Here is a 23,871-nt window from a genome sequence, read left to right on the forward strand (position 1 = left end):
AGATACGTACTGAGCCACGTATTCGTGGTATTGATTGGCATTTCTGTACTTGCCTCTATTTCCCCTTAGCCCAGAGCGGGCATTTGACCCCAATTTCCCGGCCAAAGCTGTGACTTAGCTTACAAATCACAGCAGTCCCGTGCGCGGACCGGCCGGGTTAACCAGAAGGCAAGGATGAGTTGCAAAGCAGTGGAAAAAGGTTCGCCGCTTCCTTTCACAAACCGGTAAAGTTTTCGGGACCCCAAGCAGGCGCCCTTTAGCCTCTTCCCCTGATTCCCCACATCTTAAGTCGATTCGAAGGGATCGTTCGCCATGCTGCCCGGCATGAAACGATCCGGTCGCGTGCGCGGTGCAATGTCCACCCGCCGAAGAGCGGACAGGGGGTGTCGGATGAGATTCTCGCTTCGCCCGCATGCGCTGCGCGCCGTCACGCTGGGCTTCGGCCTGGCCCTGGCCGCGCCGGTTGCCGAGCTCAATGCCGCTTCGCTGCTTTCGCCCGGTCCGGCGACGCTGATCAGAAAATCGACCGAGCCGTTCGGCCTGACCACCAGCCTGCTTGCCGACGGCGGCCTGCACGACAAATGGCTCGGCGTGCAGCGCCAGCTCGCCGACGAATTGGAGCAACTGGCAGCCTGCGAGAGCGACCGCGCCGGCTGCGCGTCGCCGGCGGCGCTGCGATTCCTGGCGATCGTCGATGCCGGACGGGCGCGTCAGGGTCGCGCCCGGCTCGGCGAGATCAACCGCGCGATCAACCTTGCGATCCGTCCGGGCAGCGATCTTGCGGCCTATGGCGAGCCCGACGTCTGGGCGACGCCGCTCGCCACCTTCGCCCGCGGCAGCGGCGACTGCGAGGACTATGCGATCGCGAAACTCGTGGCGCTGCGCAAGGCCGGCGTGGCTCCGGAAGATCTGCGGATCGTCGTCCTGCATGACCTCGTCGGCGGCGAGGACCATGCGGTGGTCGCGGCGCGGCTCGACGGCCGCTGGCTGACGCTCGACAACCGCCGCATGGCGATGATCGAGGACAGCGACATCAGGAGTTTTCGGCCGACCTTCGTGATCGACCAGCACGGCGTCAGCCGCTATGTCGATGCCCCGCTCGTCGCCGAGGCCGCTTGGCGGCCGGCGGCGCGGTAACTGACTGCGTCATTCCGGGGCGATGCGAAGCATCGAACCCGGAATCTCGAGGTTCCCCGGTGCGCAACTGCGCACCTGCGGTCTGGTGCTGACGCACCATCCCGGAACGACGGTATCGAGGGATGTCCCGCACCAACCCCGTCAGAACATCAGATTATCCTTCACCAGCACCCAGCGGCCGCCCTTGACCTGCTGCACTTGGGTGATGGTGTTGGCGAGATGATCCGTCTTGGAGAACTTGGTCGGCGGCGAGCTGAAGATGTCGAGGAATTTGTCGCCTGACTCCAGCGAGTCCAGCATCTTCTGGCCAGAGAGATCCTTGCCCGCCTTCTGCGCGTAAAAGGCGAAGGTCATCACCGCGTTGTAGCCGATGATCGCCTGGGTGTTGGCGTCGGTGTTGAACATCTTCTTGTAGTTCACCAGCCAGTCCTTCACCTTGCCCTTGGCCGTGTCCTCGTAGGGAATCTCGAAGCCCGAGGCCGCATAGAGCCCTTCGACGGCTTCCTTGCCGAGCGCCGGCACTTCGAGCACGTTGGTCGGGGTGGCGCCGAGGAAGGTCACGTCCCAGCCGAGCTTCTTGGCCTCGTTCATCGCGCCGATGGTCTCGCGGATCACGGTGCCGAGCACGACGAGGTCGCAGCCGTCGGCCTTCATCTTGGCGACCTGCGCCGAGAAGTCGGAGGCGCCGCGCTTGTAGCTCGTGACCGATGCCGGCTGCACCTTCATCGCGCCAAGCTGCTGGGTGAAGCCGTCGAGCACGTTTTTGCCGTACTCGTCATCCTGATGCATGATGCAGGGCTTCTTGAAGTTCTTCCACTCCATCATGTATTTGAGCGCAGCGCGCGTGCTCTCGACATAGGGCAGGAGGTTGTTGAACTTCAGCCGTTCCTGCGGCTTGGCGGGATCGAACTTGAAGGTGAATTCGGCGGCCGTCAGCGGGAACAGCTGCAACACGCCCGCATCGAACAGGATGTCCTGCGCGGCGAGCACGGTCGGCGAGCCCATCGGGCCGATCATCGCGAACACCTTGTCGCGCTCGACCATCTTCTGCGAGGCCAGCACCGCCTTCTTCGGATCGTAGCCGTTGTCCTCCAGGATCATCTTGATCTTGCGGCCGTTGATGCCGCCGCCGGCGTTGATCTCCTCAACCGCCATCTTCATGCCGTTGGACACCGGAACGCCCCAGACCTTGATCGGGCCGGACAAGTCCTGATGCGTTCCGATCACGATCTCGGTCGGCGAGATGCCTTCATTGGTGACCTTGGTCTGGGCTGCGGCCGGCAGACAGGTCAGCGCCAGCGCACTCACCGCAAGGCCCAGCGCCTTCAGCGATTTCGACATTGCAGTCTCCTCCTTACATGGCCCATGTTAAGCGAAGGGTCGGGCCTGCTCGCTCCTTCGCCAATTTCTTTCTCCTCGGCTATGCCACCGCGCGTTCGCCATACATGGCGGCGATCTCGGCCGCGTAGCGCTTATTCACGAAGCTGCGCTTCAGCTTCATGGTCGGCGTCAGCTCCTCGTCCTCGGGCGTGAGCTGGCGCTCGATCAGATAGAATTTCTTGACGGTCTCGACGCGCGCGAACTTGACGTTGACCGCCTCGACCTCGCGCTGGATCAGATCCTGGATTTCGCGTGCGCGGCACAGGCTCGCGTAATTGGTGAAGGGGATGTCGTGGTCCTGGGCGTATTTCTCGACATTCTCCTGGTCGATCATGATCAGGCAGGTGAGATACGGCCGCTTGTCACCGATCACGACCGCATCCGAGACATAGGGCGAGAACTTGAGCTGGTTCTCGATCTCGGACGGCGTGATGTTCTTGCCGCCGGAGGTGATGATGATGTCCTTCATCCGGTCGGTGATCTTGACATAGCCTTCATTGTCGATCGTCCCGACGTCGCCGGTGTGCAGCCAGCCTTTGGCGTCGATCGTCTCGGCGGTCCTCTCCGGCTGGTTGAGATAGCCCATGAACAGGAAATCGCCCTTGATCAGGATCTCGCCCTTCGGGCAGATCATCACCTCGCCCCAGGGCGCGGCCTTGCCGACCGAGCCGAGCTTGATGCGATCCGCCGGCATCATGGTCGCGACGCCGCAATTCTCGGTCTGGCCGTAGACCTCGCGCATGTCGATGCCGAGCGCGAGATACCAGCGGATCAGATCCGGCGAGATCGGCGCGGCGCCGGTCAGCGCAATCCGGCAGCGGTCGAGCCCGAGCATGCGGCGGATGTTGCGGAACACCAGCCAATAGGCCGCGCGGTTGGCGAGCCGCAGCGACAAGGGCGGCGTCTCGCCCTGCAGCCGGCACTCGGTCATCCGGTTGCCGATCGCGAGCGCGCGGGCATACATCCAGTTCTGGAACGGGGTCGCATCCTTCAGCGCGATGGTGATGCCGGAATAGAACTTCTCCCAGATCCGGGGCACCGCGAGGAACGCGGTCGGCTGCACCTCGCGAAGATTGTCCGGCACCGTCTCCGGGCTCTCGGCGAAATTCATCACCGATCCCAGCGCGAGCGAGAGGTAATAGCCGCCGACCCGCTCGGCGACGTGGCAGAGCGGCAGGAACACCAGCCGCTCCTCGCTGTCGGTCGAGGGGTAGAGATCGTTGGCGTGGCGCATCTGGTGCGTCACGCTGCGGTTGGAATGCATCGCGCCCTTGGGCGGGCCCGTGGTTCCGGAAGTGTAGACCAGGATCGCGAGATCGGAGGCGGTGCGGCTGCCGGTCATCTCGTCCCACAGCGCCGGATTGCCCCAGGCATGATTGCGGCCGAGCGACGTGAATTCCGCGAGCGACAGCACCATCGGATCGGAAAAGCCGGAGAGGCCTTCCATGTCGAACACGACGATCTTCTCCAGCGTCGGACAGCGCGACCGGCAGGTCAGCACCTTGTCGAGCTGCTCCTCATCCTCGACGAAGATCACCCGCGTGCGGGAATCATTGATGAGGTATTCGACCTGCGCCGCCGAATCGGTCGGATAGATGCCGGAGGAGACGCCGCCGGCGCACAGGATGCCCATGTCGGCATAGACCCATTCCGGCACCGCGTTGGCGATGATCGAGCCAACGTCGCCGGGACGGAAGCCTGTGGCATGCAGGCCGTAGGCGATGTCCTTGGAGATCTGCAGCCATTCGCGCCAGCTGGTCGGTTGCCAGATGCCGAACTTCTTCTCGCGGATCGCGGGCCTGTCGCCACGCGTTTGAACCGCGAGCAGAAAGCTCCTCGCGATCGTGTCGGCAACCGTCAGCACCGCTGGTCCGGCCATGCGCGCTCCCTCCTCTGCCGCCCGTCTCACGCGCCGGCTTGTGTTGCCGGTCTTGTTGGCGAAACGGGCCTGAAATCTAGCTCCAATCTCTTTCAGTGCCAAACCTTCCTCGGCGCCATTGCCGGCGCCCAGTCTTTCTCAGCGCCACGTCTTCTTCTTTTTCCAGCGCCGCTCGCCGCGCGCGCCGGCTTCCTTGGCGCCGAGATAGAACTCCTGGATATCGGGTGAATTCATCAGCCGCTCGCAGGTGTCGTTCATGACGACGCGGCCGATCTCCAGCACATAGCCGTAATGCGCGGTCTCCAGCGCGATCTTGGCATTCTGCTCGACCAGCAGGATCGACATGCCCTGCTCCTCATTGACGCGGCGGATGATGGTGAAGATCTCCTTCACCAGGATCGGCGACAGCCCGAGCGACGGCTCATCGAGCAGCAGCAGCGTCGGCCGGTTCATCAGCGCCCGCCCGATCGCCAGCATCTGCTGCTCGCCGCCCGAAAGCTGCCCAGCCGGCTGGCCGAGCCGCTCTCTCAATCGTGGAAAATAGCCGTAGACGCGCTCGAGGTCCTGCGCCACACCGTCGCGGTCCTTGCGCAGATAGGCGCCCATCATCAGGTTTTCGCGCACCGACAGGAACGGAAACACCTCGCGCCCCTCCGGCACATGGCTCAGCCCGAGCCGCACGATCCTGTCGGCCTCCATGCGCTGGATCGGCTTGCCGAGGAATTCGATCGAGCCCTTCTGCGGGTCGAGGATGCCGGAGATCGTCTTCAGGACCGTGGTCTTGCCAGCGCCGTTGGCGCCGAGCAGCGTCACGATCCGGCCGCGCGGCACCTCGAGGCTGATGCCGCGGATCGCCATGATCGGCCCGTAATAGCTTTCGATGTTGGAGAGCTTCAGGATGATGTCCGCTGTGCTCATGGCATCATCCTCATGCGCCGAGATACGCTGCGACGACGTCGGGATGGTGCTGCACCTCGGACGGCGAGCCCATCGCCAGCACGCGGCCGTAGTTCAGCGCGATGACGCGGTCGGAGACGCGGTTGACCAGCGTCATGTCGTGCTCGACCATCAGCACGGTGATGCCGAGCTCGCTCTTCATGTCGCGGATCCAGAACGACATGTCGTCGGTCTCCTCGACATTGAGGCCGGAGGACGGCTCGTCGAGCAGGATCAGCTTCGGCTCCGAGCACAGCGCCCGCGCCAGCTCGATCACCTTGCGCACGCCGTAGGGCAGTCCCGAGATCAGCTTGTCGCGGTAGGGCTCGAGATCGAGGAATTCGATCACCTGCTCGACGCGGCGGCGATGCGCCTTCTCGCCGGCGCGAACGCTCGGCAGGAACAATAGCTCCTGCCACAGCCGCGTGGTGGAATGGCGATGGCGGCCGACCAGGAGATTGCTCAGCACGGTCGCGTTCTCGAACAGCTCGATGTTCTGGAAGGTGCGGGCGATGCCGAGTTTCGCGATATCGTAGGCCGGCTCCTGGGTGATGTCCTGATCCTCGAAGAAGATCTTGCCGGAGGTCGGCGGATAGATCCGCGAGATCAGGTTGAAGATCGAGCTCTTGCCGGCGCCGTTGGGCCCGATGATCGAGAGGATCTCGCCCTTCTCGACCGCGAAGCTGACCGCATCGACCGCCTTGAGGCCCCCGAAATGCAGCGACAGGTTCTCGGCGCGGAAATAGCTCATCTGTTCCGCTCCGATTTCACATAGATCTTCTGCCGCTTGAAGGTGGCGCGCTTGTAGAGCGGGAACAGCTGGAAGAAGAGCTTGATCTTGAGCCAACGGCCATAGAGTCCGAGCGGTTCAAACAGCACGAACAGCACGATGATGATGCCGTAGATCGCGCCCTTCAGTCCGTTGGCGGAGGCGAAGGCTGCGACCGCGTCCTGGATCTGGCCCGCGCGCTCGGTGCCGGCGCCGAGGGTGGCAGCAATGCCGCCGATCACGCCGGGCATATCGTCCTTCAGATAGGTCAGGAACGGATCGATCATGACCAGGAAGATCGCGCCCAGCACCGCACCGTGCAGGCTGAACGTGCCGCCGATCAGGATCACGATGATGAACTCGATCGAAAGCTGCAGCGTGAACATCTCGGGCGAGATGAAGGACAGCTTGTGCGCGAACAGCACGCCGGCAAAGCCGGTGATCGCCGCCGAGATCGCGAACGACTTCACCTTATAGAGCGCGACATTGATGCCCATGCTGCGCGCCGCGGTCTCGCTGTCGCGGATCGCGACGAAGGCGCGCCCGGTCGGCGAGCGCAGCAGATTGAGCGTGCCGACGATGGTCAGCACCAGCACCGCAAGGCAGAGGTAATAGAAGGTCGGGCCGTCGCGCGACACCGTGGTGCCGAGCAGCTGCATGGTCTTGACCCGCATGCCCTCATTGCCGTTGGTGACGCTTTCCCAGCGCGCCAGGATCTCCTCGACGATGAACGCAAAGGAGATCGTCGCGATCACCAGATAGATGCCCTGCAGCCGCAAGGCCGGAAATCCGACCAGCGCGCCGACCACGCCGGTCAACAGCCCCGCGGCGAGGAAGTAGACCGGGAACGGCACGTTGAACTGCTGCAGATAGGCGGCGGTATAGGCGCCGATCGCAAGAAACGCGGCATGGCCGAGCGAGGCCTGTCCGGTGAAGCCGGTCAGGATCAAGAGCCCGACGCCGACGGTCGCGTAGATGCAGACGAAGACAAGCTGGCTCATCAGATAGCTTGAGAGCACGTAAGGCGCGATCAGCAGCACCGCCAGCAACAGGCCGTAGGAATAGATGTAGCCCGAATGCGGGAACAGCTTGATGTCGTCTTCGTAATCGGTCTTGAAGAGAAACCGCATGTGTCGCTCCTCAGACCTTCTTGCGGACGTGAAGGCCGAACAGGCCCTCGGGCTTGAGCAGCAGCACCGCGAGCAGCACGATGTAGGGCGCGACGTCCTTCCATCCCTGCGGCAAATAGAAGCCGGCCATGCTCTCGATCACGCCGATCAGGACGCCGCCGACCACGGCGCCCGGGATCGAGCCGAAGCCGCCGAGCACCGCGGCCGGAAACGCCTTCAACCCCAGCACAAGGCCGACATTGGAATGAATGAAGGTGATCGGCGCCAGCAGCACGCCGGCGCAGGTCGCGACCGCCGCCGAGATCGCCCAGACGATCGAGACCACCCGCTTGACCGGAATGCCCATGTAATAGGCAGCCAGCATGTTCTCCGAACTGGCGCGCATCGCCGTGCCGAGCGTGGTGCGGTTGAAGAACAGATAGAGCAGCGCGCACAGGATGATGGTCGCCGCGATCACCGACAGCTTGTCGTAGGCGAGCACCAGGCTGCCGATCCGCAGGACGCCCTGGCTGAACGGCGTCTCGATCTTGAAGTCGTCGGTGCCCCAGATCATGCCGGAGATCGAGCGCAGGAAATAGCCGAGCCCGATCGTCGCCATGATGATGGAGAACTGTGGATAGCCGAGGATCGGCCGCACCACGAGCCGCTCGGCCAGCATGCCGAACAGCGCCATGCAGATCACCGCGCCGGCGAACCCGACCCAGTAATTCAGCCCGAGCATGCCGATGAAGGTGAAGGCGAAAAAGCCGCCCAGCATCATCAAATCGCCTTGCGCGAAATTGACGACCTCGGTTGCCTTGTAGACCAGCACGAAGCCGAGCGCGATCAGGCCGTAAACGCAGCCGAGCGCGATGCCGCTGACGAGCTGCTGAACAAAGTCCAGCATCGTTCCCTCCCCGATGCCCGGCGATTCTTATCCGATCGCTCGTTGCATCCCGCCTTCACGCCCTTGTGTCTGGAGCGCCGAAAGCCGCCTATGTCCGCCCCGATTGAGCCAAAAGGCCCGATCCCTGTCAACAAACCGCTGTTGTCGCTGTATCATCACATTTGCGGAGATTTGCCGCAGCACGGACTAATACGGATATCACCTTTGATTTGCCCCGTGCGATTCACTGCACCGAAACGGTTTTTGTCCAAGCTTTGCGCAACCGACGAGCGAAATTCCGGATCGCCACCACGCCATGACACCTGAACTGTCCGCACTCGCCGTGCGAGGGTTAACCAAGCGTTTTGATCGCCCGGCGGTCGACGCGCTCGATCTCACGATCCGTATCGGCGAGTTCTATGCGCTGCTCGGACCGAACGGCGCCGGCAAGACCACGACGCTGCGCATGGTGGCGGGGCTATTGCGGCCCGATGCCGGCTCGGTGTCGATCCTCGGCATCGATGCGCTCGCCGATCCGGTCGCCGCCAAGCAGATCATGGCTTGGGTGTCCGACGAGCCGATGATTTACGACAAGCTGACGCCGCTGGAATATCTCGAATTCGTCGCCGGCCTGTGGGGCATCGATCCGCGCACCTCGGAGAGCTCGGCGCGCGATCTCCTGATGTCGCTCGGGCTCGAGCCGCATCTCAACGAGCGCTGCGAAGGCTTCTCCAAGGGCATGCGCCAGAAGGTGGCGCTGGCCGGCGCGCTGGTGCACGATCCCCGCCTGATCATTCTCGACGAACCGCTGACCGGCCTCGACGCGCTGTCGGCGCGCCACGTCAAGGGACTGCTGCAGGAGCGCGTCCGCGCCGGCTGCACCGTGATCATGACGACCCACATTCTCGAAGTCGCCGAGCGGATGGCCGACCGGATCGGCGTGATCGCGGCCGGCAGGCTGATCGCCGAGGGCACGCTGGCCGAGCTGCGCGCGCAGAACGGCCGCAACGACACCACCCTCGAGGACATGTTCATCGCGCTGGTCGATACCGAAGCGGCGGCCGCGTGAGCTCGGTCGCCCACCTCACCTGGTTCGCGCGGCACGAATTCCGCCTGGCGTGGCGCGAATGGCTGGCGATGATGACCGGCGGCCGTCGCCGGCGCAATCGCGCCGTGATCGGCCTTCTGATCTTCGCGGCGATCCTGCATCTGCCGGCTTATGCCGTGGTCAACCGCTATGCCGACCTGCGGTTTCCGCTCGACCCGTCGTCGCTGATCGTGCTGACCGCGACGATCTTCCTGGCCTGGGCGCTGATGCTCTCGCAGGCGATCGAGTCGGTGACGCGCGTGTTTTACGCCCGCGCCGATCTCGATCTGATCATGTCGTCGCCGGCAAAACTCACCAACATCTTCTCGATCCGGATCGCCGCGATCGCGCTGACGGTGAGCAGCATGGCGCTGTTGCTGTCGACGCCGTTCATCGACGTGCTGGTCTATCTCGGCGGCCCGCGGTGGCTCGCCGGCTTCGGCGTCGTCCTTGCGATCGGGCTGTCGGCGGCAGCCGCCGCGATCGCCGTCACCGCGTTCCTGTTCCGCCTGATCGGGCCGAGCCGGACGCGGCTGGTAGCGCAGGTCGTCTCCGCCGTGATCGGCGCCGGCTTCGTCATCGCGCTGCAGGTCGTGGCCGTGCTGTCCTACGGCACGTTGTCGCGCTTTGCCTTCCTGACCTCGGAAACCGCGGCGCGAATTGCCCCCGCCCTCGGCAGCCTGCTGTGGTGGCCGGCGCGGGCATCGCTCGGGGACCTCGAAATCATGATGCTGCTGCTCGCCGCGGCGCTGGTGATGCTCGGCGGCGTGATGGCGATATTCGCACCGCGGTTTGCCGATACGGTCGCCAGCGTCGCCGCCAATCCGGCTGCGGTGACGCGGGGACGCGCCCGCGCGTTCCGGGCGGGCTCGCGGCAGCAGGCGCTGCGGCGCAAGGAATTCTTGCTGCTGCGCCGCGATCCGTGGCTGCTGTCGCAGACCCTGATGCAGATGCTCTATCTGCTGCCGCCGGCGCTGATGCTGTGGCGCAGCTTCTCCGGTACGTCGACCGCGATCGTGCTGATTACGCCCGTCATCGTGATGGCCGCAGGCCAGCTCGCCGGCGGGCTCGCCTGGCTGACCATCTCCGGCGAGGACGCGCCCGATCTGGTGGCGACCGCGCCGCTGCCGCCGTCACGCGTGACCCGCGCCAAGGTCGAGGTGGTCCTGATCGCGATCGCCGCAATCTTCGCCCCGCTGGTGGCCGCGCTGGCGTTTGCCTCGCCAGGGCAGGCCGCGGTCACGGCGATCGCAATCCTCATCGCGACCGCATCCGCCGCCGCGGTCCAGCTCTGGTTCCGCGCGCAGGCCAAGCGCAGCCAGTTCCGCCGGCGCCAAACCTCCTCCCGTATCGCGACCTTCGCGGAAGCCTTCTCCTCGATCGGCTGGGCCGCAACCGCGGCACTGGCCCTGACAATCCCGACGGCCGCGCTGGTCAGCGGCATTCTGACGCTGCTGACGCTTGCCATCGCCTGGAAGATCAGCCCGCGGCGCTAGCCTTCATCACCTCGATCACCGCCGCGGCAAACGCCTCGGGCGCTTCCTGCGGCAGATTGTGGCCGGCATGCGGAATCAGGCGATGGGCAAGGCGGCCGGTGTACTTTGCCGCGGTGCGACTGCCGTCGGTCGCGAACGTCACGCCGTCGTCGGCGCCGTCGAGCGAGATGGCGGGGACCCTGATGACAGGCAATGTGTCGAGCCGCCGCTGCAAATCCGCATATTGCGGATCCCCGTCGACAACGCCGTAGCGGTGGCGATAACTGTGGATCACCACGTCGACATAATCAGGATTGTCGAACGCAACCGCGGTCCGCTCGAAGCAGGCGTCGTCGAACGCCCAGCCCGGCGACCATTGCGACCACAGGATTTTGGCGATGCCGCGCCGGTTGGCGGCGAGCCCCGCCCGCCCCCGCTCGAGCTGGAAGTAGTACTGATACCAAAGCGGCACCTCGCGATCAGGCGGCGCCGGCACCATCGCATGCGCGATGTCCTGGATCATGTAGCCGTTGGTGCAGACGAGTCCGATGCATCGTTCCGGCCACAGCGCCGCACCGATCGATGCGGCGCGGCCGCCCCAGTCATAGCCGGCGAACACCGCGCGCGCGATGCCGAGCGCGTCCATCAGCGCGATCAAGTCGGCGCCGACCGCCGCCTGCTCGCCCGAGCGCGGCGTCGCCTTGTCGCGGAACGCCGTCGGTCCGTAGCCGCGCAGATAGGGCACGATGACCCGACAGCCTTGCGCCGCCAGCATGGGCGCGACGTCCACATAGGAATGGATGTCGTAGGGGAAGCCATGCATCAGCAGCACGGCCGGCCCAATGGAGGGGCCCGCTTCGTAATAGGCGATGTTGAGCACACCGGCATCGACATGGCGCAATGGCTCGAGCCGTTTGGTAGAAGGCGCGCGCTGCGAAGAGACGGTATCAGTCACGCAGAACTCCCTGATCTCGATCGTTTGCGCGGCATCCTAGCGTGTCCCGACGCAATAATCGCCCGGCTCGTGTTGCAGCCCGCGCCATGGAGCGATGCACGGGCCTCATCATGACGGCGCGCCAATTGCGCGCTACTGTTCCGTCCGCGGATGCCGCCGCAGACGGAACAGGTCATGCTGAGATTGCTCGCCGCGCTGGTCTTGCTGGGATCATTGACCGGTCACGCCTTCGCGCAGGACGCCCAGCGCAGCGAATGCCTGGCGATGGCCAATGCGCCGCCGCGCGCCGTCCCCGTGAGCTACCGCCGCCTCGCGGCCAAGACCGCGGACAAGACTGCGACCAAGTCCGACGAAGTCGCGATCACCTATGCCGGCCATTCGACCTACTATATCGACACGCCCGGCGGCATCCGGATCGCGACCGACTATAACGGCGTCTATCGGACCGGGCGGCTGCCCGACGTCGCGACCATGAACCGGGCCCACGCGACCCATTACACGCTGTTTCCCGACCCCAAGATTCCCCACGTGCTGCATGGCTGGGGCGAGAACGGCCAGGCCGCGCATTACGCGATGCGCATCGGCGACGTCTATATCCGCAACGTCACCACCGACATTCGCCGCTACTGGGGCGAAGACCCCGGCGGCGAGATGATCAAAGACGGCAATTCGATCTTCATCTTCGAGGTCGCCGGCCTCTGCATCGGCCATCTCGGCCACCTCCACGTCAAGCTCGACGACAGCCATTTCGCCGCGATCGGCCGGCTCGACATCGTGATGGTGCCGATCGACGGCACCTATACGATGTCGCTCGACGGCATCTCCGAAATCACCAGGCGATTGCGCGCCGCCGTCGTGCTGCCGATGCACCGCTTCGCCACCCCGCTCGACGAGTTCATGCGCCTGATCGGCCAGCAGTTCGAGATCGATCGCCGCGGCGGCGAGCGCACTTTGCGGATTTCACGCGACACGCTGCCGGCGACGCCAACGGTGATCATCCTCGACGGGGTGTGAGGCTCAACGCACTCATTCCTCCGCCGCCTGGCTGCGCCGGTAGTGCCGCCGCGATTTGGCAAGATTGCCGCAATTGCCCATCGAGCACCACCGCCGGTTCTGGGTACGGCTCTCGTCAACGAACAACCAACCGCAACCCCGCTCATCCTGGCACTGCTTCACCCTCAGCGCACGGGGCCCGGTCAGAAGGCTCACCGCCGACCACGCGATCGGCTTGAGCAGCGTCTCGGGCGCAACTTTCCCGGCTGTCGGCAGCCACCGCAGGGTGTCGCCGACAGGTCCGAGCGCAACACCGCCCAACGCGGCTTCGAGGTATCGGTTGATATCGGCCAGCGCCGTCGGATCGATCCGGCCGCCTCCGATGCGGGCGATGAAGATCCTGTAGAGCGCCTCGCGCAGACCATGCGCCGCATTCAGAAAGGCATCGGCCTCGTGCGGTGAGGCTTTCCATCGCGCCCTGAGCTGCGCGGCGATCCGGCGATCCGCCAGTTCGGCATCGACCAGCCATTTCAGAATGGAATCCGAAGTCGCGATCCGATCCTCAACCAGGTCGCGGAGACGCCATGCGACCGTATTAACGAACTTGATGCTGAGCTCTTCCCGGGACGACGCGTCAGGCGAAGGAACGCGCGGCATGGTCCAGCAACTCCTCTGGAACGCATAACCCCTTAATGGGTTGGATTTGATAACCCATTAAGGGGTTAGAATCTAGCTCGGGAGCCTCGTATGTCCAAGCGCCTTTTGATTGTCGGCGCGTTCGCCGCCATCTATCTGCTTTGGGGTTCCACCTACTTCGCGATCGCGCTCGGCTTGAAGTCGATCCCGCCGTTCCTGCTGATGGGCCTTCGCTCGCTCGGCGGCGGCCTGATCCTGATCGCGCTGAACGGGGCGGACGTCACGCGCGTTTCGCGGTGGAACTGGCTGACCGCAGCACTCTGCGGCGTGCTGTTCTTCGTCGGCTGCCATGGTGTTCTCGCTTATGCCCAGCAATCGGTTCCGTCCGGCATCGCCGCGATCATGCTGGCTACGATCCCGTTCTGGGTGTTGCTCATCGATTTCCTGTATCCGCAAACCCGTCGTCCCGCGACCATGACGCTGGCCGCATTGCTGCCCGGCCTTGCTGGTGTGGCAATCGTGGGCTGGCAATCGGCCGAACAGGGCCATTTCAGTATCCTTCCCATTCTGCTGCTGCTCGCTGCGGCGTTCTCCTGGGCGATGGGCACGATGCTGTCGCGTCGGACTTCGGATCATGGTTCGCCAACATTGTCGTCAGGCATGCAACTGTCGATCGGCGGCGCGGTCCTGTTTGCAATTAGTCTTGCGTCCGGTGAACTGGAAGGGTTCTCGCCGCGCGACGTTTCGGCGCCCTCGCTCGCGGCCGTGATCTATCTCGCCATCGCCGGCAGCGTCATCGGCTTCACGGCATTTCGCTGGCTGCTCGACAATGTGTCGACGTTCATGGTCTCGACCTACATCTTCGTCAACCCGATCATCGCCGTGCTGCTCGGCACGCTGATTCTGGGCGAGCCGTTTTCCGTCACGATGTTGTTTGGAGCGCTTCTTGTCATCGCCTCGGTCATCATCACCTGGCGCGCCGAGCAGGCATCGCCGGCGTCGGCGAGGCAAGCTCAGTCGATGACATGGTCGCGACCGGCAATACGGTCGGGTTGACCGGCACGCGCAGACGTACGCATGCCTCCTCAGGCAGAGGTCAGGCAGAGGCCCGGGTTTGACGCGTCGCTGCGCGGCTCGTTATCCTCCACGCAGCCGACATCGTATCGGCGGCCGACAAGAGCAAGAACAGGGAGCATCATCCATGGCCAGCACTCTGCCCGCCTCCGCCAGCGGGCTCTATGCCAATCCGCGCGAAGACTGGCTCGCCCAATACACCGAGGAGATCATCGATCCGGCCCGGCCGATCGTCGATCCGCATCACCATCTCTGGGATCGTGGGGGCTTGCGCTATCTGATCGAGGAGATGCGCGACGACATCGCGTCCGGCCACAACATCGTGGCGACCGTCTATGTCGATTGCCGGTCGATGTACCGCGCCGACGGCCCGGAGGCGTTCCGTCCGGTCGGCGAGGTCGAGTTCGCCAACGGCGTCGCGGCGATGGCGGCGAGCGGCGGCTACGGCAAGGCGGCGATCTGCGCCGGCATCGTCAGCCACGTTAACCTTCTGATCGGCGATCAGGCCAAGGCGGTGCTGGAGGCGGAGATTGCCGCCGGCAACGGCCGGTTCCGCGGCATCCGCCACTCCTCGGCCTGGGATGAAGACCCCAACGTCGCCCATATGTACGCGAACCGACCGAAGGGCATTCTGCTGGACTCCACCTTTCGTAGGGGGTTCGCCTGCCTGGCACCGCTCGGGCTCAGCTTCGATGCCTGGTTGTTCCACCCGCAGATCAGCGAGCTGACCGACCTCGCCCGCGCCTTTCCCGATACCAGGATCGTGCTCGACCATTGCGGCGGCCCGGTCGGCACCGGCCGCTTCGCCGGCAAGCGCGCGGAGACCTTTCCGGTCTGGAAGGCGTCGATCCAGGAGATCGCCAGATGCCCGAACGTCGTGGTCAAGCTCGGCGGGCTGGCGATGTGCCTGCTCGGCTACGACTTCCACCTCCGCCCCAGGCCGCCCTCGTCGGAGGAACTTGCCGCCGCCTGGCGGCCTTATGTCGAGACCTGCATCGAGGCGTTCGGTCCGGACCGTTGCATGTTCGAGAGCAACTTCCCACCTGATAAGGGGCAATGCAGCTACCAGGTCATCTTCAACACCTTTAAACGGCTTGCATCACAATATAGCGAAGCCGAAAAGACGGCGTTGTTCGTGAAGACGGCAAAGGATGTCTATCGGCTCGATATCGGGTAAACTCTCGACTCATGGATGACGGCATCACCATCCGGCCGCTTCGAGAGGCTGATGCGGAAGCGGTGGTCGAACTTTACGCAAAGGCAGCCGCGGTGGAACCGCGGCTAGGCCCTGTCACGCTGCCGCAATGGGACCAGTTCCTGAAGCTGCCGCAGAACCGCGGCGGGCGCGGCTTTCGTGTTGCCGAGCGCGATGGCGCACTCGTCGGCCTCGCCGAGTCCTCGTTGCGCGACCAGGGCGCGCATCACACCCGATTCCTCAAGATCGTCGTGGCGCCCGAGATGCGCCGCCGCCGGATTGGCCTCGCGCTGTTCGACGAGGTGCTTGCGATCGACGCCGATGCCGATCTCACCGTGCAGACGCTGGTGAGCAGCGACTGGCCGGCCGGAATGGCCTTCGTCGCGGCCTTCGGCTTCGTTCATGTCGAGTCCGAGATCGGGATGAAGTGCGTCGAGCCGTTGCAGCCGGCGCGCACGCTCGCGGCCGCGCGCGCCACCATCGAGCAGGTCAGCGACGTCACCGCCTGCGCGGGCGAGGTCGCGCGCATCCATAACGCCGCCTATGCGTCGGACGCCGCCTTCCGCCTGTACTCGCCGGAAGAGATGGCGCAGGTCCTGACCGAGAGCGAAGTCTGGATCGCGTCGGAGGATGGACAGATGTCGGGCTTCTGCCTGACTGAATTGGAGCGGAACTCGATGTGGATCGAGTCGGTCGCCGTCGACCCGGTGCGGCAGGGACGCGGGCTCGGCCAGCTGCTGGTTTATCGCGTGCTGGCCGCACACGACGTATCGGTCGAGCACCCGTGCTGGCTCAACGTCTCGAGCCGCAACGCTCCCGCGCTGAAGATCTATCGCCGGCTCGGCTTCCGGCCGCAGCACGAGACCTGCCGCTTCAGCGCGCCACGCGGCGACCTGCTCGCCGCGCGGGGGCGGAGGTTTCAGTAGAGCGCGATGAGATTGGGTCGGTAGCGACGGCGACGGGATTGCGCTCCCTCGCCCCGTTCTTACGGGGAGAGGGTTGGGGTGAGGGGCCTCTCCACATATTCGGTGACAGCTGCATTCGCGGAGGCGCCCCCTCACCCGGATCGCATCTGAAGATGCGATCCGACCTCTCCCCGCACGCGGGGCGAGGTGAAGAGCGTCGGCCCCCTTACGCCCACTCGCCCTTGCGGAACACCGGCACGCTGCGACCGTCGGCATGGATGCCGTCGATATCGGTGTGGGCGGAGCCGATCATCCAGTCGATATGGATCAGGCTCTTGTTGCCGCCCTGCTCGGCGATCTGCTGCGGCGTCAGCTTGTCGCCATTAACGAAGCATTTCGAGTAGCACTGGCCGAGCGCGATGTGCGAGGCGGCGTTCTCGTCGAACAGCGTGTTGAAGAACAGCAGCCCGCTCTTCGAGATCGGCGAGGAGTGCGGCACCAGCGCGACCTCGCCGAGGCGGCGCGCGCCCTCGTCGGTGTCGAGCACCTTCTTCAGCACTTCCTCGCCGCGCGAGGCCTTGGCCTCGACGATGCGGCCTTCCTCGAACTTGACCGAGATATTGTCGATCAGCGTGCCCTGATAGGACAGCGGCTTGGAGCTGACGACGTGGCCGCTGACGCGGCGGCAGTGCGGGGTGGTGAAGACTTCCTCGGTCGGGATGTTGGCATTGCAGACGATGCCGTTCTTGGCAGTCGACGCACCGCCCTCCCATTCATGACCGTCGGCGAGGCCGATCGTGAGGTCCATGCCGGGTCCGGAATATTTCAGCGCGTGGAAGCGCTGGCCGTTCAGCCATTCGGTGCGCTCGCGGAGCTTCGCATTGTGCTGTGCCCAGGCGGCGACGGCGCCATCCTGATCGACGCGGGAGGCGGAGAAGATCGCATCGGCAAGCTTGGCCACCGCGACGTCCTCGGCATCGTCGGGGAACACCTGCTTGGCCCAGGACGTGCTCGGATAGGCGATGATGTTCCAGTTGGTGTCGAAATTGACGATCTTCTCCAGTGCCGGCTGGTAGGCGATCGAATTGGCCTTGCTGGCGCGCGCCACCTTGACCGGGTCTTCGCCCGACAGCAGCATCGGATTGTCGCCGACGATCGCAAGCCGCGCGGTGTTGGCGCCGAACGCCTTCGCCATGCCCTCATAGAGCCAGCTTGCGGCGCGATCGAAACTCGCATCGTTGGCGTAGCGGTAGCGCGCCAGCGTGAGCTCCTCGTCCGAGAAGAATGGCGTCACGAGACCCGCACCGGCCTTGTAGGCATGCTCCACCACCCGCCGCACCAGCGGCATCGCTCCGGCGGGCGCCGTGAGCAGCAGATCCTGCCCCGGCTGCAGCTGCAGGCCGACCTTGATCGCGACTTCGGCGAGCCGGTCGAGCTTCACGGGATCGATCGATGCGGAAAGGTTGCGTTGATGTGCGGTCATGAAGCGCCGTGTCGTTTGAGGAACCCTCGGGATTCGTAGTCCAATTCGATCCGCATCCGCAAGGTTCCTGCCCGCCGCGCCCGATCACGCGACGGCGAGCAATTGCCTCGAATTTTACCGCTTCACCGAGGCCAGCACCCGGTCGACCATCTGCGGCGCCAGGCCGAGATAGTTTTTCGGCGCGGTGAGGCGGTCGATCGTCGCCCGATCGATCCGGCTGGCAACGCGATCATCCGCCGCTAGCGCCTCGGTCAGCGTCAGGCCCTTGTCGTTGGCGAGGCGGCAGGCGTCATAGACCACGTCATGCGCTTCCTGCCGGCCGATCGACGGCGCGAGGCCCATCATCACGGCTTCGGCCACGATCAGCCCGCGGCTGATGTCGAGATTGTCGGCCATCCGCTGCTCGTCGACGATCAGACCGCCAAGCGCGAACCTCGCCTGGTGCAGCGCGCCCGCGGTCAGCACGAAGCTTTCCGGGATCGCCATCCATTCGGCGTGCCACGGGCCGGTGGCGCGCTCGAAATCCTGCACCATCGCATCCAGCATCAGGCCGGCATGCTGGCGCACCGCCTTGGCGGCGGCGAGCATCAGCTCCGACGAGATCGGGTTGCGCTTTTGCGGCATGGTCGAGGACGCGCCGCGCCCTTTGACGAACGGCTCGTAGACCTCGGCGAACTCGGTCGACGCCATGATCATGATGTCGAGCGCGATCTTGCCGAGCGTTCCCGTGACCAGCGCGAGGAAACTCACCGCTTCGGCCAGACCGTCGCGCGCGACATGCCAGGTCGCGACGGGCACGCCGAGCCCGAGTTCCTCGCACAGCGCCCGCTGAACCTCGAATCCCTTGTCGCCGAGCGAGGCCAGCGTGCCGGCGGCGCCGGCGAACTGGCCGACCAGCACGCGCGGCTTCAGCTCCACAAGCCGCGCGGCGTGGCGATCGAACGCGGCGAGCCAGATCGCGGTCTTGTAGCCGAAGGTCACCGGCAGCGCCTGCTGCAGATGGGTGCGGCCGGCCATCGGCGTGTCGCGGTATTTTTTCGAGAGATCGGCGAGGATGCCGCGCAGCGCACCGATGTCGTCCTCGATGATCTTCAATCCATCGCGCAGTTGCAGCACGACGGCGGTGTCCATGACGTCCTGCGTGGTCGCGCCCCAATGAACGTAGCGGCCGGCCTCGCCGCACTGCTTGGCCATCTGATGCACCAGCGGCAGGATCGGGTAGCCGACGACGTCGGTCTCCTGCCGCAGCAGATCGAAATCGAGCGCGGCAACATCGGTACGTTTTGCGATCTCCGCGGCGGCTTCAGCGGGAATCACGCCGCAGCGCGCTTCGGCCTTCGCCAGTGCGACCTCGACCTCGGCGTAGCGCTCGATCAGCCGCAGGTCGGAAAACACCTCGCGCATCTCGCGCGTGCCGAAGGCATCGCGAAACAATACGGAATCGAGCACGGTGGTCGAGGTCGGGAAGGCGGACATGGGCAGATCCTGTTGCCGGTCGCAGACGGCAACGTCCCTATCACGGCAAGGGCCCGTGCCCTACCCCTCCGGCGGCGCCTCGCCGAACACCTCGGCTGCGATCTTGCTGGTCTCGATCGCGGCCGGAATGCCGCAATACATCGCGACCAGCAGCAGCACGTCCTGCACCTGCGCGGCGGTGCACCCATTGGCCAGCGCGCCCTTGGCATGGACGCGGAACTCGGCCGGCTTGCTGCTCGCCGCGGTGATGCCGAGCATCACGAGGCTGCGGATCTGGTCGGACAGCCCGCTGCGCTCCCAGACGTCGCCGTAGACGTAGGCATTGATGATGTCTTGCAGCGGCGTGCCGAAATCGCCCGCAGCGGCCATCCGCTTGGCGACGTCGACCTCGCCGAACATCTTCTGGCGCCGGCGCAGTCCGCGCGCATGGAGATCGCTGATGTCCACCATCGTCGTCGGGCTCCCTGAATGGACTATTTATACGGATAAATATGACGCACCTCAACATTCCGACAGGCCTGACGCTTGCCTTTCTGATGTATTTGTCCGTATAAATTTGCAAAAGCAGACACGGGAGGGGACCGGGATGAAGTTACGGCTGGGGCTGCTCGTCGTCCTGCTTGCGACGCTTCCGGTCCTGCCGGCTTTCCCCGCGGACGATTTCCCGCAACGGCCGCTCAAGATCATCGTGCCCTTCCCGGCCGGCGCCGGTCCCGACAATGTCGCGCGGCTGGTCGGCCAGCATCTGCAGGACGCGTTCGGCCAGACCGTGCTGATCGAGAACCGCGCCGGCGCGCTCGGCAGCATCGGCGCCCAGGAGGTCGCCCGCAGCGCGCCCGACGGCTACACGCTGCTGATGGGCACCAACACCACCCATGCCAGCAACGTCGCGACGCTGAAGAGCCTGCCCTACGACCCGGTGAAGGACTTTGCGCCGGTCATCCGCACCACCACGACGGCGATGGTGCTGCTGGTCAATCCGAAGCTCGCGGCCAGGGACCTGCCGCAGTTCCTCAGCTACGCCAAGGCCAATCCCAACCTGACCGCGGGCTACGGTTCCGGCGCATCGCAGATCTCGATCGCCCAGCTGCAATCGCGCGGCGGCCTGTCGCTGGTCGCGGCGTCGTATCGCGGCGTCCCGCAGGCGATGACCGACGTGATGGCGGGGGTGATCGATCTCACCTTCGGCGACTTCTCGGTCGCGATCCCGCAGATGCAGGGCGGCACCTTGCGCGGCATCGCCGTGACGTCGGCGACCCGCAACGAGCTGACGCCCGGCCTGCCCGCGCTCGCCGAAGCGATGCCGGGCTTCGAGGCCACGATCTGGTACGGCCTGTTCGCGCCCGCGGGCACGCCGGAACCCGTGGTCAGCAAACTCTACGCCGAGTGTGCGAAGTACCTCGCAATGCCGGAGACGAGGAAGAAGCTCGCCGATGTCGGCGTGATGGTGGCGCCGCTCGCGCCCGCCGAGTTCGGCGCCTTCGTCAGGAGCGAGGTCGTGCGCTGGTCGGCGGAGGTCAAGGCGGCCGGCATCCAGCCGCAATAAAGCGAGGCGGCGTCGCATCATGGCTTGCGAGACACCTGTCGGCATGATTGGCCTCGGGCTGATGGGATCGGCGCTCTCCGCGCGGCTGATCGACGCCGGCATCGGGGTGATCGGCTTCGACATCGACGCGGCGAAGACCGATGGCCTGAGAGCCAGCGGCGCCGAGTTCGCAGCGTTCGCCGCCGACGTCGCGGCGCGCTGCCGGACCATCGTCATCGCGGTGTATGACGCGGCCCAGGTCAGGACGCTGCTGCCGGACCTCGCCAACGCGACGCCGCCGCCGCGCGTCATCTGCACCACCACCTGCGCGCCGGGTGAGATCGTGGCAATCGCCGAATTCGCCTCCCGCTCGCGCCTCGCCTTCATCGAAGCGCCGATCTCGGGCACCAGTGCCGAGGTCCGGGCGGGCACGGCCACCGCGCTGGTCGCCGGCGATGCCGACATCATCGACGCCGCCGCGACGACGCTCGATATTCTCTGCCCGCAGCGGGTCAATGTCGGTGCGATCGGCAATGCCAGCCGCACCAAGCTCGCCATCAACCTGATCCTGCAGAACAACCGCGCCGCGCTGGCCGAGGGCATCGCCTTTGCCGAAAGCCTCGGCCTCGACGGCGCGGCGTTCCTTGCGACCGCGCGGCAATCGGCGGCATATTCCAAGGTGATGGACAGCAAGGGGCCGAAGATGCTGGCGCGGGATTTCTCGCCGCAATCGCATATCGCGCAGACCTTGAAGGATGCCGAACTGATCCTGCAGGAGGCCGGTCGGCACGGCCTGCCCTTACCGCTAACCTCGGTGCAGGCCGAACTGCTGCGCGCGGCGATCGCGCTTCAAGGCCCTGACAACGACAGCGCCGCGGTCATCGAGGCGATCCGGGCCGGCCGCGGCCACGGTGAGGGACAATCATGATCAACTGTGCGATCGCGGGCCTCGGTCGATGGGGCCGCGCACTGGTCCGGGCCGCGCGCAACGAGCCGCGGCTCAGGATCGTCCGAGCGGTGGAACCCGACGCCAACGGCGCCGCCGGCTTTTGCGAGGCGCACGGCCTCTCCATCGCGGCGAGCCTGGACGATGTCCTCGCCGACCCTCGCATCGATGCCGTGCTGCTGGCGACGCCGCATTCGCTGCACAAGAGCCAGGTGATCGCGGCAGCCGGCGCCGGTAAGCAGGTGTTTTGCGAGAAGCCGCTGGCGCTTCGGCGCGCCGATGCCGCAGAGATGTTCGCGGCGTGCCGCAGCGCCGGCGTGGTGCTCGCGGTCGGGCATAACCGCCGGTTCTGGCCGTCGATGCAGGCGCTGCGCGCGATCACAGCCAGTGGCGAGCTCGGCACCATCCTGCATGTCGAGGGTCACAACAGCAACGAGAACTCGCAGAGCATCACGCAGGGCTGGCGGCTGTCGCCCGAGGAATCGCCGGGCGGCGGCCTGACCGGCGCGGGGCTGCATGTGCTCCACGGCTTCGTCAGCCTGCTTGGTCCCGCGCGCCAGGTCTATGCCCGGTTGAGTGCGCGCGAGGCCGGACCGCCGCCGCTCGACACTGCAACCTTGGCGATTGAATTTGTGAATGGCGTGAGCGCAACCCTTGCGACAATTCGCGCAACACCGTTCTATTGGCGCGTGCATGTGTTCGGAACGAAGGGATCCGCCGAGGTGCTCGACGAACAGACGATGGTACTGCGGAAATCCGGCGAGGCGCCTGCGACGACGCGCTATCCGGCAATCGACACCCTCACCGCGGAACTATCGGCCTTTGCCGACGCCGTCGAAGGCAAGCAGCCGTTCCCGGTGCTCGAGGCAGACGTGCTGGCGACGCTCGCCGCGTTCGAGGCCGCGCTGCAGTCGATGCAATCGGGACATCCGGTCGTCTGCCATACGGCATACCAGTGATCCGCCATGTCTGAACAACCGGACCGAGCGCGATCGTCCCGCTACCGCGACATCGCCACCGGACTGCAGAAGGACATCCGGCTCGGCACCTACGCGGTCGGCAATCTGCTGCCGACCGAGACCGAGCTGATGGCGAGCTATCAGGCCAGCCGGCAGACCGTGCGCGAGGCGCTGCGCATCCTGATCGACCAGGGCCTGATCGTGCGCCGCGCCGGCCTCGGCTCGGTGGTGATCGCATCCGAGCCGCCGGTGCTGTTCACCCACAGCGTCAAGTCGCTCGGCGAGTGGCTGCGTTATTCCAACGAAACCTACCGCGAGGTCGTTGCGAGCAGCGACATCGTCGCCGACCGCAAGCTGGCCGGGCTCTTGAAATGCGAGCCCGGCAAGAGCTGGTTCCTGATCGAGGCGGTGCGCCGCTCCGACCAGTTCGCAGCCCCGCTCGGCTGGGCCGAGATCTACGTGCTGCGCAGGTTCGCCGATGTCGTGACCCGGCCCGACCACGGCCGCACCCCGGTGCATGAGCAGATCGCCAGGATGTACGGCCAGGTCACCGAGCGCGCGCAGATGGAAATCTTCGTGCGGGGCATGCCGGCGCCGATCGCCAGGGCGCTCGGCGTCAAGACCGGCTCGCCGGCGCTCACCGTGGTACGCCGCTACTACGGCCAGCGCGAGGAACTGTTCGAGGTCACCATCACCACGCACCCCGAGGGGCGCTACACCTACACGATGGATATGCAGCGCTCGCTGCGGCCGAAGCTCTAGCGCACCCGGGCCAGATGGGTGCTGGCAGAGGTGTGTGCCGTCTGCGGGGTGCCGCTCACGCCCCAGATCGCGACCGCAATCAGCGCGGCCGCCCAGACATAAGGCACAGCATTCAACTTCTTCATTTCCGGGATCATCCCCAACGTCTCAGGAGGACCGACTGACCTCTCGACCCAGGTCGTGAATCTCACCACCGCAGTCCTCAGCGTCTCACCAGGCAGCCGTCCTTCACAACGCTACTAAGGTTAGACCTTGTCGGTTTCAGGACGCCTTCGTGCGAATCCGGAAATGATTTCGTCGGAAC

General features: G+C 65.3%; 23 protein-coding genes. 11 read left to right on the forward strand and 12 right to left on the reverse strand.

Features of this window, described 5'->3' with window-relative positions; genetic code table 11:
- Nucleotides 1-390: 390 nt before the first annotated feature.
- Nucleotides 391-1,137: a transglutaminase-like cysteine peptidase gene (locus tag ACVIYL_RS05855; RefSeq protein WP_456777974.1), complete on the forward strand. Its 747-nt coding sequence runs from the start codon at nucleotides 391-393 to the stop codon at nucleotides 1,135-1,137.
- A gap of 141 nt (nucleotides 1,138-1,278) precedes the next feature.
- Here ACVIYL_RS05855 and ACVIYL_RS05860 read toward each other — a convergent pair whose 3' ends face one another.
- From ACVIYL_RS05860 to ACVIYL_RS05885, 6 genes are all read right to left on the reverse strand, one after another.
- Nucleotides 1,279-2,478: an ABC transporter substrate-binding protein gene (locus ACVIYL_RS05860; protein ID WP_050382511.1), complete on the reverse strand. Its 1,200-nt coding sequence runs from the start codon at nucleotides 2,476-2,478 to the stop codon at nucleotides 1,279-1,281.
- 79 nt (nucleotides 2,479-2,557) lie between these two features.
- Nucleotides 2,558-4,396: an AMP-dependent synthetase/ligase gene (locus tag ACVIYL_RS05865; RefSeq protein WP_225645430.1), complete on the reverse strand. Its 1,839-nt coding sequence runs from the start codon at nucleotides 4,394-4,396 to the stop codon at nucleotides 2,558-2,560.
- Between the two features lie 138 nt (nucleotides 4,397-4,534).
- Nucleotides 4,535-5,314, reverse strand: a complete 780-nt coding sequence (locus ACVIYL_RS05870; RefSeq protein ID WP_018269124.1) for an ABC transporter ATP-binding protein — start codon at nucleotides 5,312-5,314, stop codon at nucleotides 4,535-4,537.
- 10 nt (nucleotides 5,315-5,324) lie between these two features.
- A complete protein-coding gene (locus ACVIYL_RS05875) occupies nucleotides 5,325-6,083 on the reverse strand; it encodes an ABC transporter ATP-binding protein (protein ID WP_028336610.1) in 759 nt (252 codons plus the stop codon).
- Nucleotides 6,080-7,231: a branched-chain amino acid ABC transporter permease gene (locus tag ACVIYL_RS05880; RefSeq protein WP_456777975.1), complete on the reverse strand. Its 1,152-nt coding sequence runs from the start codon at nucleotides 7,229-7,231 to the stop codon at nucleotides 6,080-6,082. Before ACVIYL_RS05880 ends, ACVIYL_RS05875 begins: the two co-directional genes overlap by 4 nt.
- Nucleotides 7,232-7,241: 10 nt before the next feature.
- Nucleotides 7,242-8,117 carry a branched-chain amino acid ABC transporter permease gene (locus tag ACVIYL_RS05885; protein ID WP_018269126.1) on the reverse strand — a complete coding sequence of 292 codons (876 nt, stop codon included), beginning with the start codon at nucleotides 8,115-8,117 and terminating at the stop codon, nucleotides 7,242-7,244.
- A gap of 295 nt (nucleotides 8,118-8,412) precedes the next feature.
- On the opposite strand from ACVIYL_RS05885, the gene ACVIYL_RS05890 reads away from it, so the two are divergent.
- Both ACVIYL_RS05890 and ACVIYL_RS05895 read left to right on the forward strand, forming a co-directional pair.
- Nucleotides 8,413-9,165, forward strand: coding sequence for an ABC transporter ATP-binding protein (locus ACVIYL_RS05890; RefSeq protein ID WP_253604987.1), 753 nt, complete (start codon nucleotides 8,413-8,415; stop codon nucleotides 9,163-9,165).
- A complete protein-coding gene (locus ACVIYL_RS05895) occupies nucleotides 9,162-10,679 on the forward strand; it encodes a permease (protein WP_456777976.1) in 1,518 nt (505 codons plus the stop codon). Before ACVIYL_RS05890 ends, ACVIYL_RS05895 begins: the two co-directional genes overlap by 4 nt.
- Here ACVIYL_RS05895 and ACVIYL_RS05900 read toward each other — a convergent pair.
- On the reverse strand, nucleotides 10,663-11,613 hold the full coding sequence (locus ACVIYL_RS05900; RefSeq protein WP_456777977.1) for an alpha/beta fold hydrolase: 951 nt from the start codon (nucleotides 11,611-11,613) through the stop codon (nucleotides 10,663-10,665). The genes ACVIYL_RS05895 and ACVIYL_RS05900 overlap by 17 nt on opposite strands.
- Nucleotides 11,614-11,787: 174 nt before the next feature.
- On the opposite strand from ACVIYL_RS05900, the gene ACVIYL_RS05905 reads away from it, so the two are divergent.
- Nucleotides 11,788-12,627, forward strand: coding sequence for an MBL fold metallo-hydrolase (locus ACVIYL_RS05905; RefSeq protein ID WP_316398815.1), 840 nt, complete (start codon nucleotides 11,788-11,790; stop codon nucleotides 12,625-12,627).
- 12 nt (nucleotides 12,628-12,639) lie between these two features.
- On the opposite strand, the gene ACVIYL_RS05910 is transcribed toward ACVIYL_RS05905, so the two are convergent.
- Entirely contained in the window at nucleotides 12,640-13,263 is a 624-nt protein-coding gene (locus tag ACVIYL_RS05910) for a CGNR zinc finger domain-containing protein (RefSeq protein ID WP_456777978.1), read from the reverse strand.
- 90 nt (nucleotides 13,264-13,353) lie between these two features.
- On the opposite strand from ACVIYL_RS05910, the gene ACVIYL_RS05915 reads away from it, so the two are divergent.
- The 3 genes from ACVIYL_RS05915 to ACVIYL_RS05925 all read left to right on the forward strand — a co-directional run bounded on the left by ACVIYL_RS05915 (nucleotide 13,354) and on the right by ACVIYL_RS05925 (nucleotide 16,437).
- Nucleotides 13,354-14,298 carry an EamA family transporter gene (locus ACVIYL_RS05915; protein ID WP_456777979.1) on the forward strand — a complete coding sequence of 315 codons (945 nt, stop codon included), beginning with the start codon at nucleotides 13,354-13,356 and terminating at the stop codon, nucleotides 14,296-14,298.
- 145 nt (nucleotides 14,299-14,443) lie between these two features.
- On the forward strand, nucleotides 14,444-15,493 hold the full coding sequence (locus ACVIYL_RS05920) for an amidohydrolase family protein (RefSeq protein ID WP_456777980.1): 1,050 nt from the start codon (nucleotides 14,444-14,446) through the stop codon (nucleotides 15,491-15,493).
- An 11-nt stretch (nucleotides 15,494-15,504) separates the two neighbouring features.
- Nucleotides 15,505-16,437, forward strand: a complete 933-nt coding sequence (locus ACVIYL_RS05925; RefSeq protein WP_310880810.1) for a GNAT family N-acetyltransferase — start codon at nucleotides 15,505-15,507, stop codon at nucleotides 16,435-16,437.
- A gap of 205 nt (nucleotides 16,438-16,642) precedes the next feature.
- Here ACVIYL_RS05925 and ACVIYL_RS05930 read toward each other — a convergent pair whose 3' ends face one another.
- From ACVIYL_RS05930 to ACVIYL_RS05940, 3 genes are all read right to left on the reverse strand, one after another.
- Nucleotides 16,643-17,899 (reverse strand): aminopeptidase, encoded by a 1,257-nt coding sequence (locus tag ACVIYL_RS05930; RefSeq protein ID WP_253625146.1) that lies wholly within the window; start codon nucleotides 17,897-17,899, stop codon nucleotides 16,643-16,645.
- Between the two features lie 114 nt (nucleotides 17,900-18,013).
- Nucleotides 18,014-19,375 (reverse strand): class-II fumarase/aspartase family protein, encoded by a 1,362-nt coding sequence (locus ACVIYL_RS05935; RefSeq protein WP_456777981.1) that lies wholly within the window; start codon nucleotides 19,373-19,375, stop codon nucleotides 18,014-18,016.
- A 60-nt stretch (nucleotides 19,376-19,435) separates the two neighbouring features.
- On the reverse strand, nucleotides 19,436-19,825 hold the full coding sequence (locus ACVIYL_RS05940; protein WP_456777982.1) for a carboxymuconolactone decarboxylase family protein: 390 nt from the start codon (nucleotides 19,823-19,825) through the stop codon (nucleotides 19,436-19,438).
- A 136-nt stretch (nucleotides 19,826-19,961) separates the two neighbouring features.
- Here ACVIYL_RS05940 and ACVIYL_RS05945 point away from each other — a divergent pair, with 136 nt between their 5' ends.
- From ACVIYL_RS05945 to ACVIYL_RS05960, 4 genes are read left to right on the forward strand one after another with little or no spacing between them, the layout of a single operon-like run.
- Nucleotides 19,962-20,921 carry a Bug family tripartite tricarboxylate transporter substrate binding protein gene (locus tag ACVIYL_RS05945; protein WP_092089708.1) on the forward strand — a complete coding sequence of 320 codons (960 nt, stop codon included), beginning with the start codon at nucleotides 19,962-19,964 and terminating at the stop codon, nucleotides 20,919-20,921.
- 19 nt (nucleotides 20,922-20,940) lie between these two features.
- The gene (locus ACVIYL_RS05950) at nucleotides 20,941-21,828 is read left to right on the forward strand and encodes an NAD(P)-dependent oxidoreductase (RefSeq protein WP_310880807.1); all 888 of its coding nucleotides are present in this window, start codon (nucleotides 20,941-20,943) and stop codon (nucleotides 21,826-21,828) included.
- Nucleotides 21,825-22,805 (forward strand): Gfo/Idh/MocA family protein, encoded by a 981-nt coding sequence (locus ACVIYL_RS05955; protein ID WP_456777983.1) that lies wholly within the window; start codon nucleotides 21,825-21,827, stop codon nucleotides 22,803-22,805. Before ACVIYL_RS05950 ends, ACVIYL_RS05955 begins: the two co-directional genes overlap by 4 nt.
- 6 nt (nucleotides 22,806-22,811) lie before the next feature.
- On the forward strand, nucleotides 22,812-23,567 hold the full coding sequence (locus ACVIYL_RS05960; RefSeq protein WP_028337580.1) for a GntR family transcriptional regulator: 756 nt from the start codon (nucleotides 22,812-22,814) through the stop codon (nucleotides 23,565-23,567).
- Here ACVIYL_RS05960 and ACVIYL_RS05965 read toward each other — a convergent pair.
- Nucleotides 23,564-23,692, reverse strand: a complete 129-nt coding sequence (locus tag ACVIYL_RS05965; RefSeq protein ID WP_016847287.1) for a hypothetical protein — start codon at nucleotides 23,690-23,692, stop codon at nucleotides 23,564-23,566. The genes ACVIYL_RS05960 and ACVIYL_RS05965 overlap by 4 nt on opposite strands.
- Between the last annotated feature and the right edge of the window lie 179 nt (nucleotides 23,693-23,871).

The organism is Bradyrhizobium sp. USDA 3315, from assembly GCF_054056795.1.

Bases quoted from the DNA above. Each gene is read 5' to 3' on its own strand.
- ACVIYL_RS05855 (WP_456777974.1), top strand. From the start codon at position 391: ATGAGATTCTCGCTTCGCCCGCATGCGCTGCGCGCCGTCACGCTGGGC.
- ACVIYL_RS05860 (WP_050382511.1), bottom strand. From the start codon at position 2,478: ATGTCGAAATCGCTGAAGGCGCTGGGCCTTGCGGTGAGTGCGCTGGCG.
- ACVIYL_RS05865 (WP_225645430.1), bottom strand. From the start codon at position 4,396: ATGGCCGGACCAGCGGTGCTGACGGTTGCCGACACGATCGCGAGGAGC.
- ACVIYL_RS05870 (WP_018269124.1), bottom strand. From the start codon at position 5,314: ATGAGCACAGCGGACATCATCCTGAAGCTCTCCAACATCGAAAGCTAT.
- ACVIYL_RS05875 (WP_028336610.1), bottom strand. From the start codon at position 6,083: ATGAGCTATTTCCGCGCCGAGAACCTGTCGCTGCATTTCGGGGGCCTC.
- ACVIYL_RS05880 (WP_456777975.1), bottom strand. From the start codon at position 7,231: ATGCGGTTTCTCTTCAAGACCGATTACGAAGACGACATCAAGCTGTTC.
- ACVIYL_RS05885 (WP_018269126.1), bottom strand. From the start codon at position 8,117: ATGCTGGACTTTGTTCAGCAGCTCGTCAGCGGCATCGCGCTCGGCTGC.
- ACVIYL_RS05890 (WP_253604987.1), top strand. From the start codon at position 8,413: ATGACACCTGAACTGTCCGCACTCGCCGTGCGAGGGTTAACCAAGCGT.
- ACVIYL_RS05905 (WP_316398815.1), top strand. From the start codon at position 11,788: ATGCTGAGATTGCTCGCCGCGCTGGTCTTGCTGGGATCATTGACCGGT.
- ACVIYL_RS05910 (WP_456777978.1), bottom strand. From the start codon at position 13,263: ATGCCGCGCGTTCCTTCGCCTGACGCGTCGTCCCGGGAAGAGCTCAGC.
- ACVIYL_RS05915 (WP_456777979.1), top strand. From the start codon at position 13,354: ATGTCCAAGCGCCTTTTGATTGTCGGCGCGTTCGCCGCCATCTATCTG.
- ACVIYL_RS05920 (WP_456777980.1), top strand. From the start codon at position 14,444: ATGGCCAGCACTCTGCCCGCCTCCGCCAGCGGGCTCTATGCCAATCCG.
- ACVIYL_RS05925 (WP_310880810.1), top strand. From the start codon at position 15,505: ATGGATGACGGCATCACCATCCGGCCGCTTCGAGAGGCTGATGCGGAA.
- ACVIYL_RS05930 (WP_253625146.1), bottom strand. From the start codon at position 17,899: ATGACCGCACATCAACGCAACCTTTCCGCATCGATCGATCCCGTGAAG.
- ACVIYL_RS05935 (WP_456777981.1), bottom strand. From the start codon at position 19,375: ATGTCCGCCTTCCCGACCTCGACCACCGTGCTCGATTCCGTATTGTTT.
- ACVIYL_RS05940 (WP_456777982.1), bottom strand. From the start codon at position 19,825: ATGGTGGACATCAGCGATCTCCATGCGCGCGGACTGCGCCGGCGCCAG.
- ACVIYL_RS05945 (WP_092089708.1), top strand. From the start codon at position 19,962: ATGAAGTTACGGCTGGGGCTGCTCGTCGTCCTGCTTGCGACGCTTCCG.
- ACVIYL_RS05950 (WP_310880807.1), top strand. From the start codon at position 20,941: ATGGCTTGCGAGACACCTGTCGGCATGATTGGCCTCGGGCTGATGGGA.
- ACVIYL_RS05955 (WP_456777983.1), top strand. From the start codon at position 21,825: ATGATCAACTGTGCGATCGCGGGCCTCGGTCGATGGGGCCGCGCACTG.
- ACVIYL_RS05960 (WP_028337580.1), top strand. From the start codon at position 22,812: ATGTCTGAACAACCGGACCGAGCGCGATCGTCCCGCTACCGCGACATC.
- ACVIYL_RS05965 (WP_016847287.1), bottom strand. From the start codon at position 23,692: ATGAAGAAGTTGAATGCTGTGCCTTATGTCTGGGCGGCCGCGCTGATT.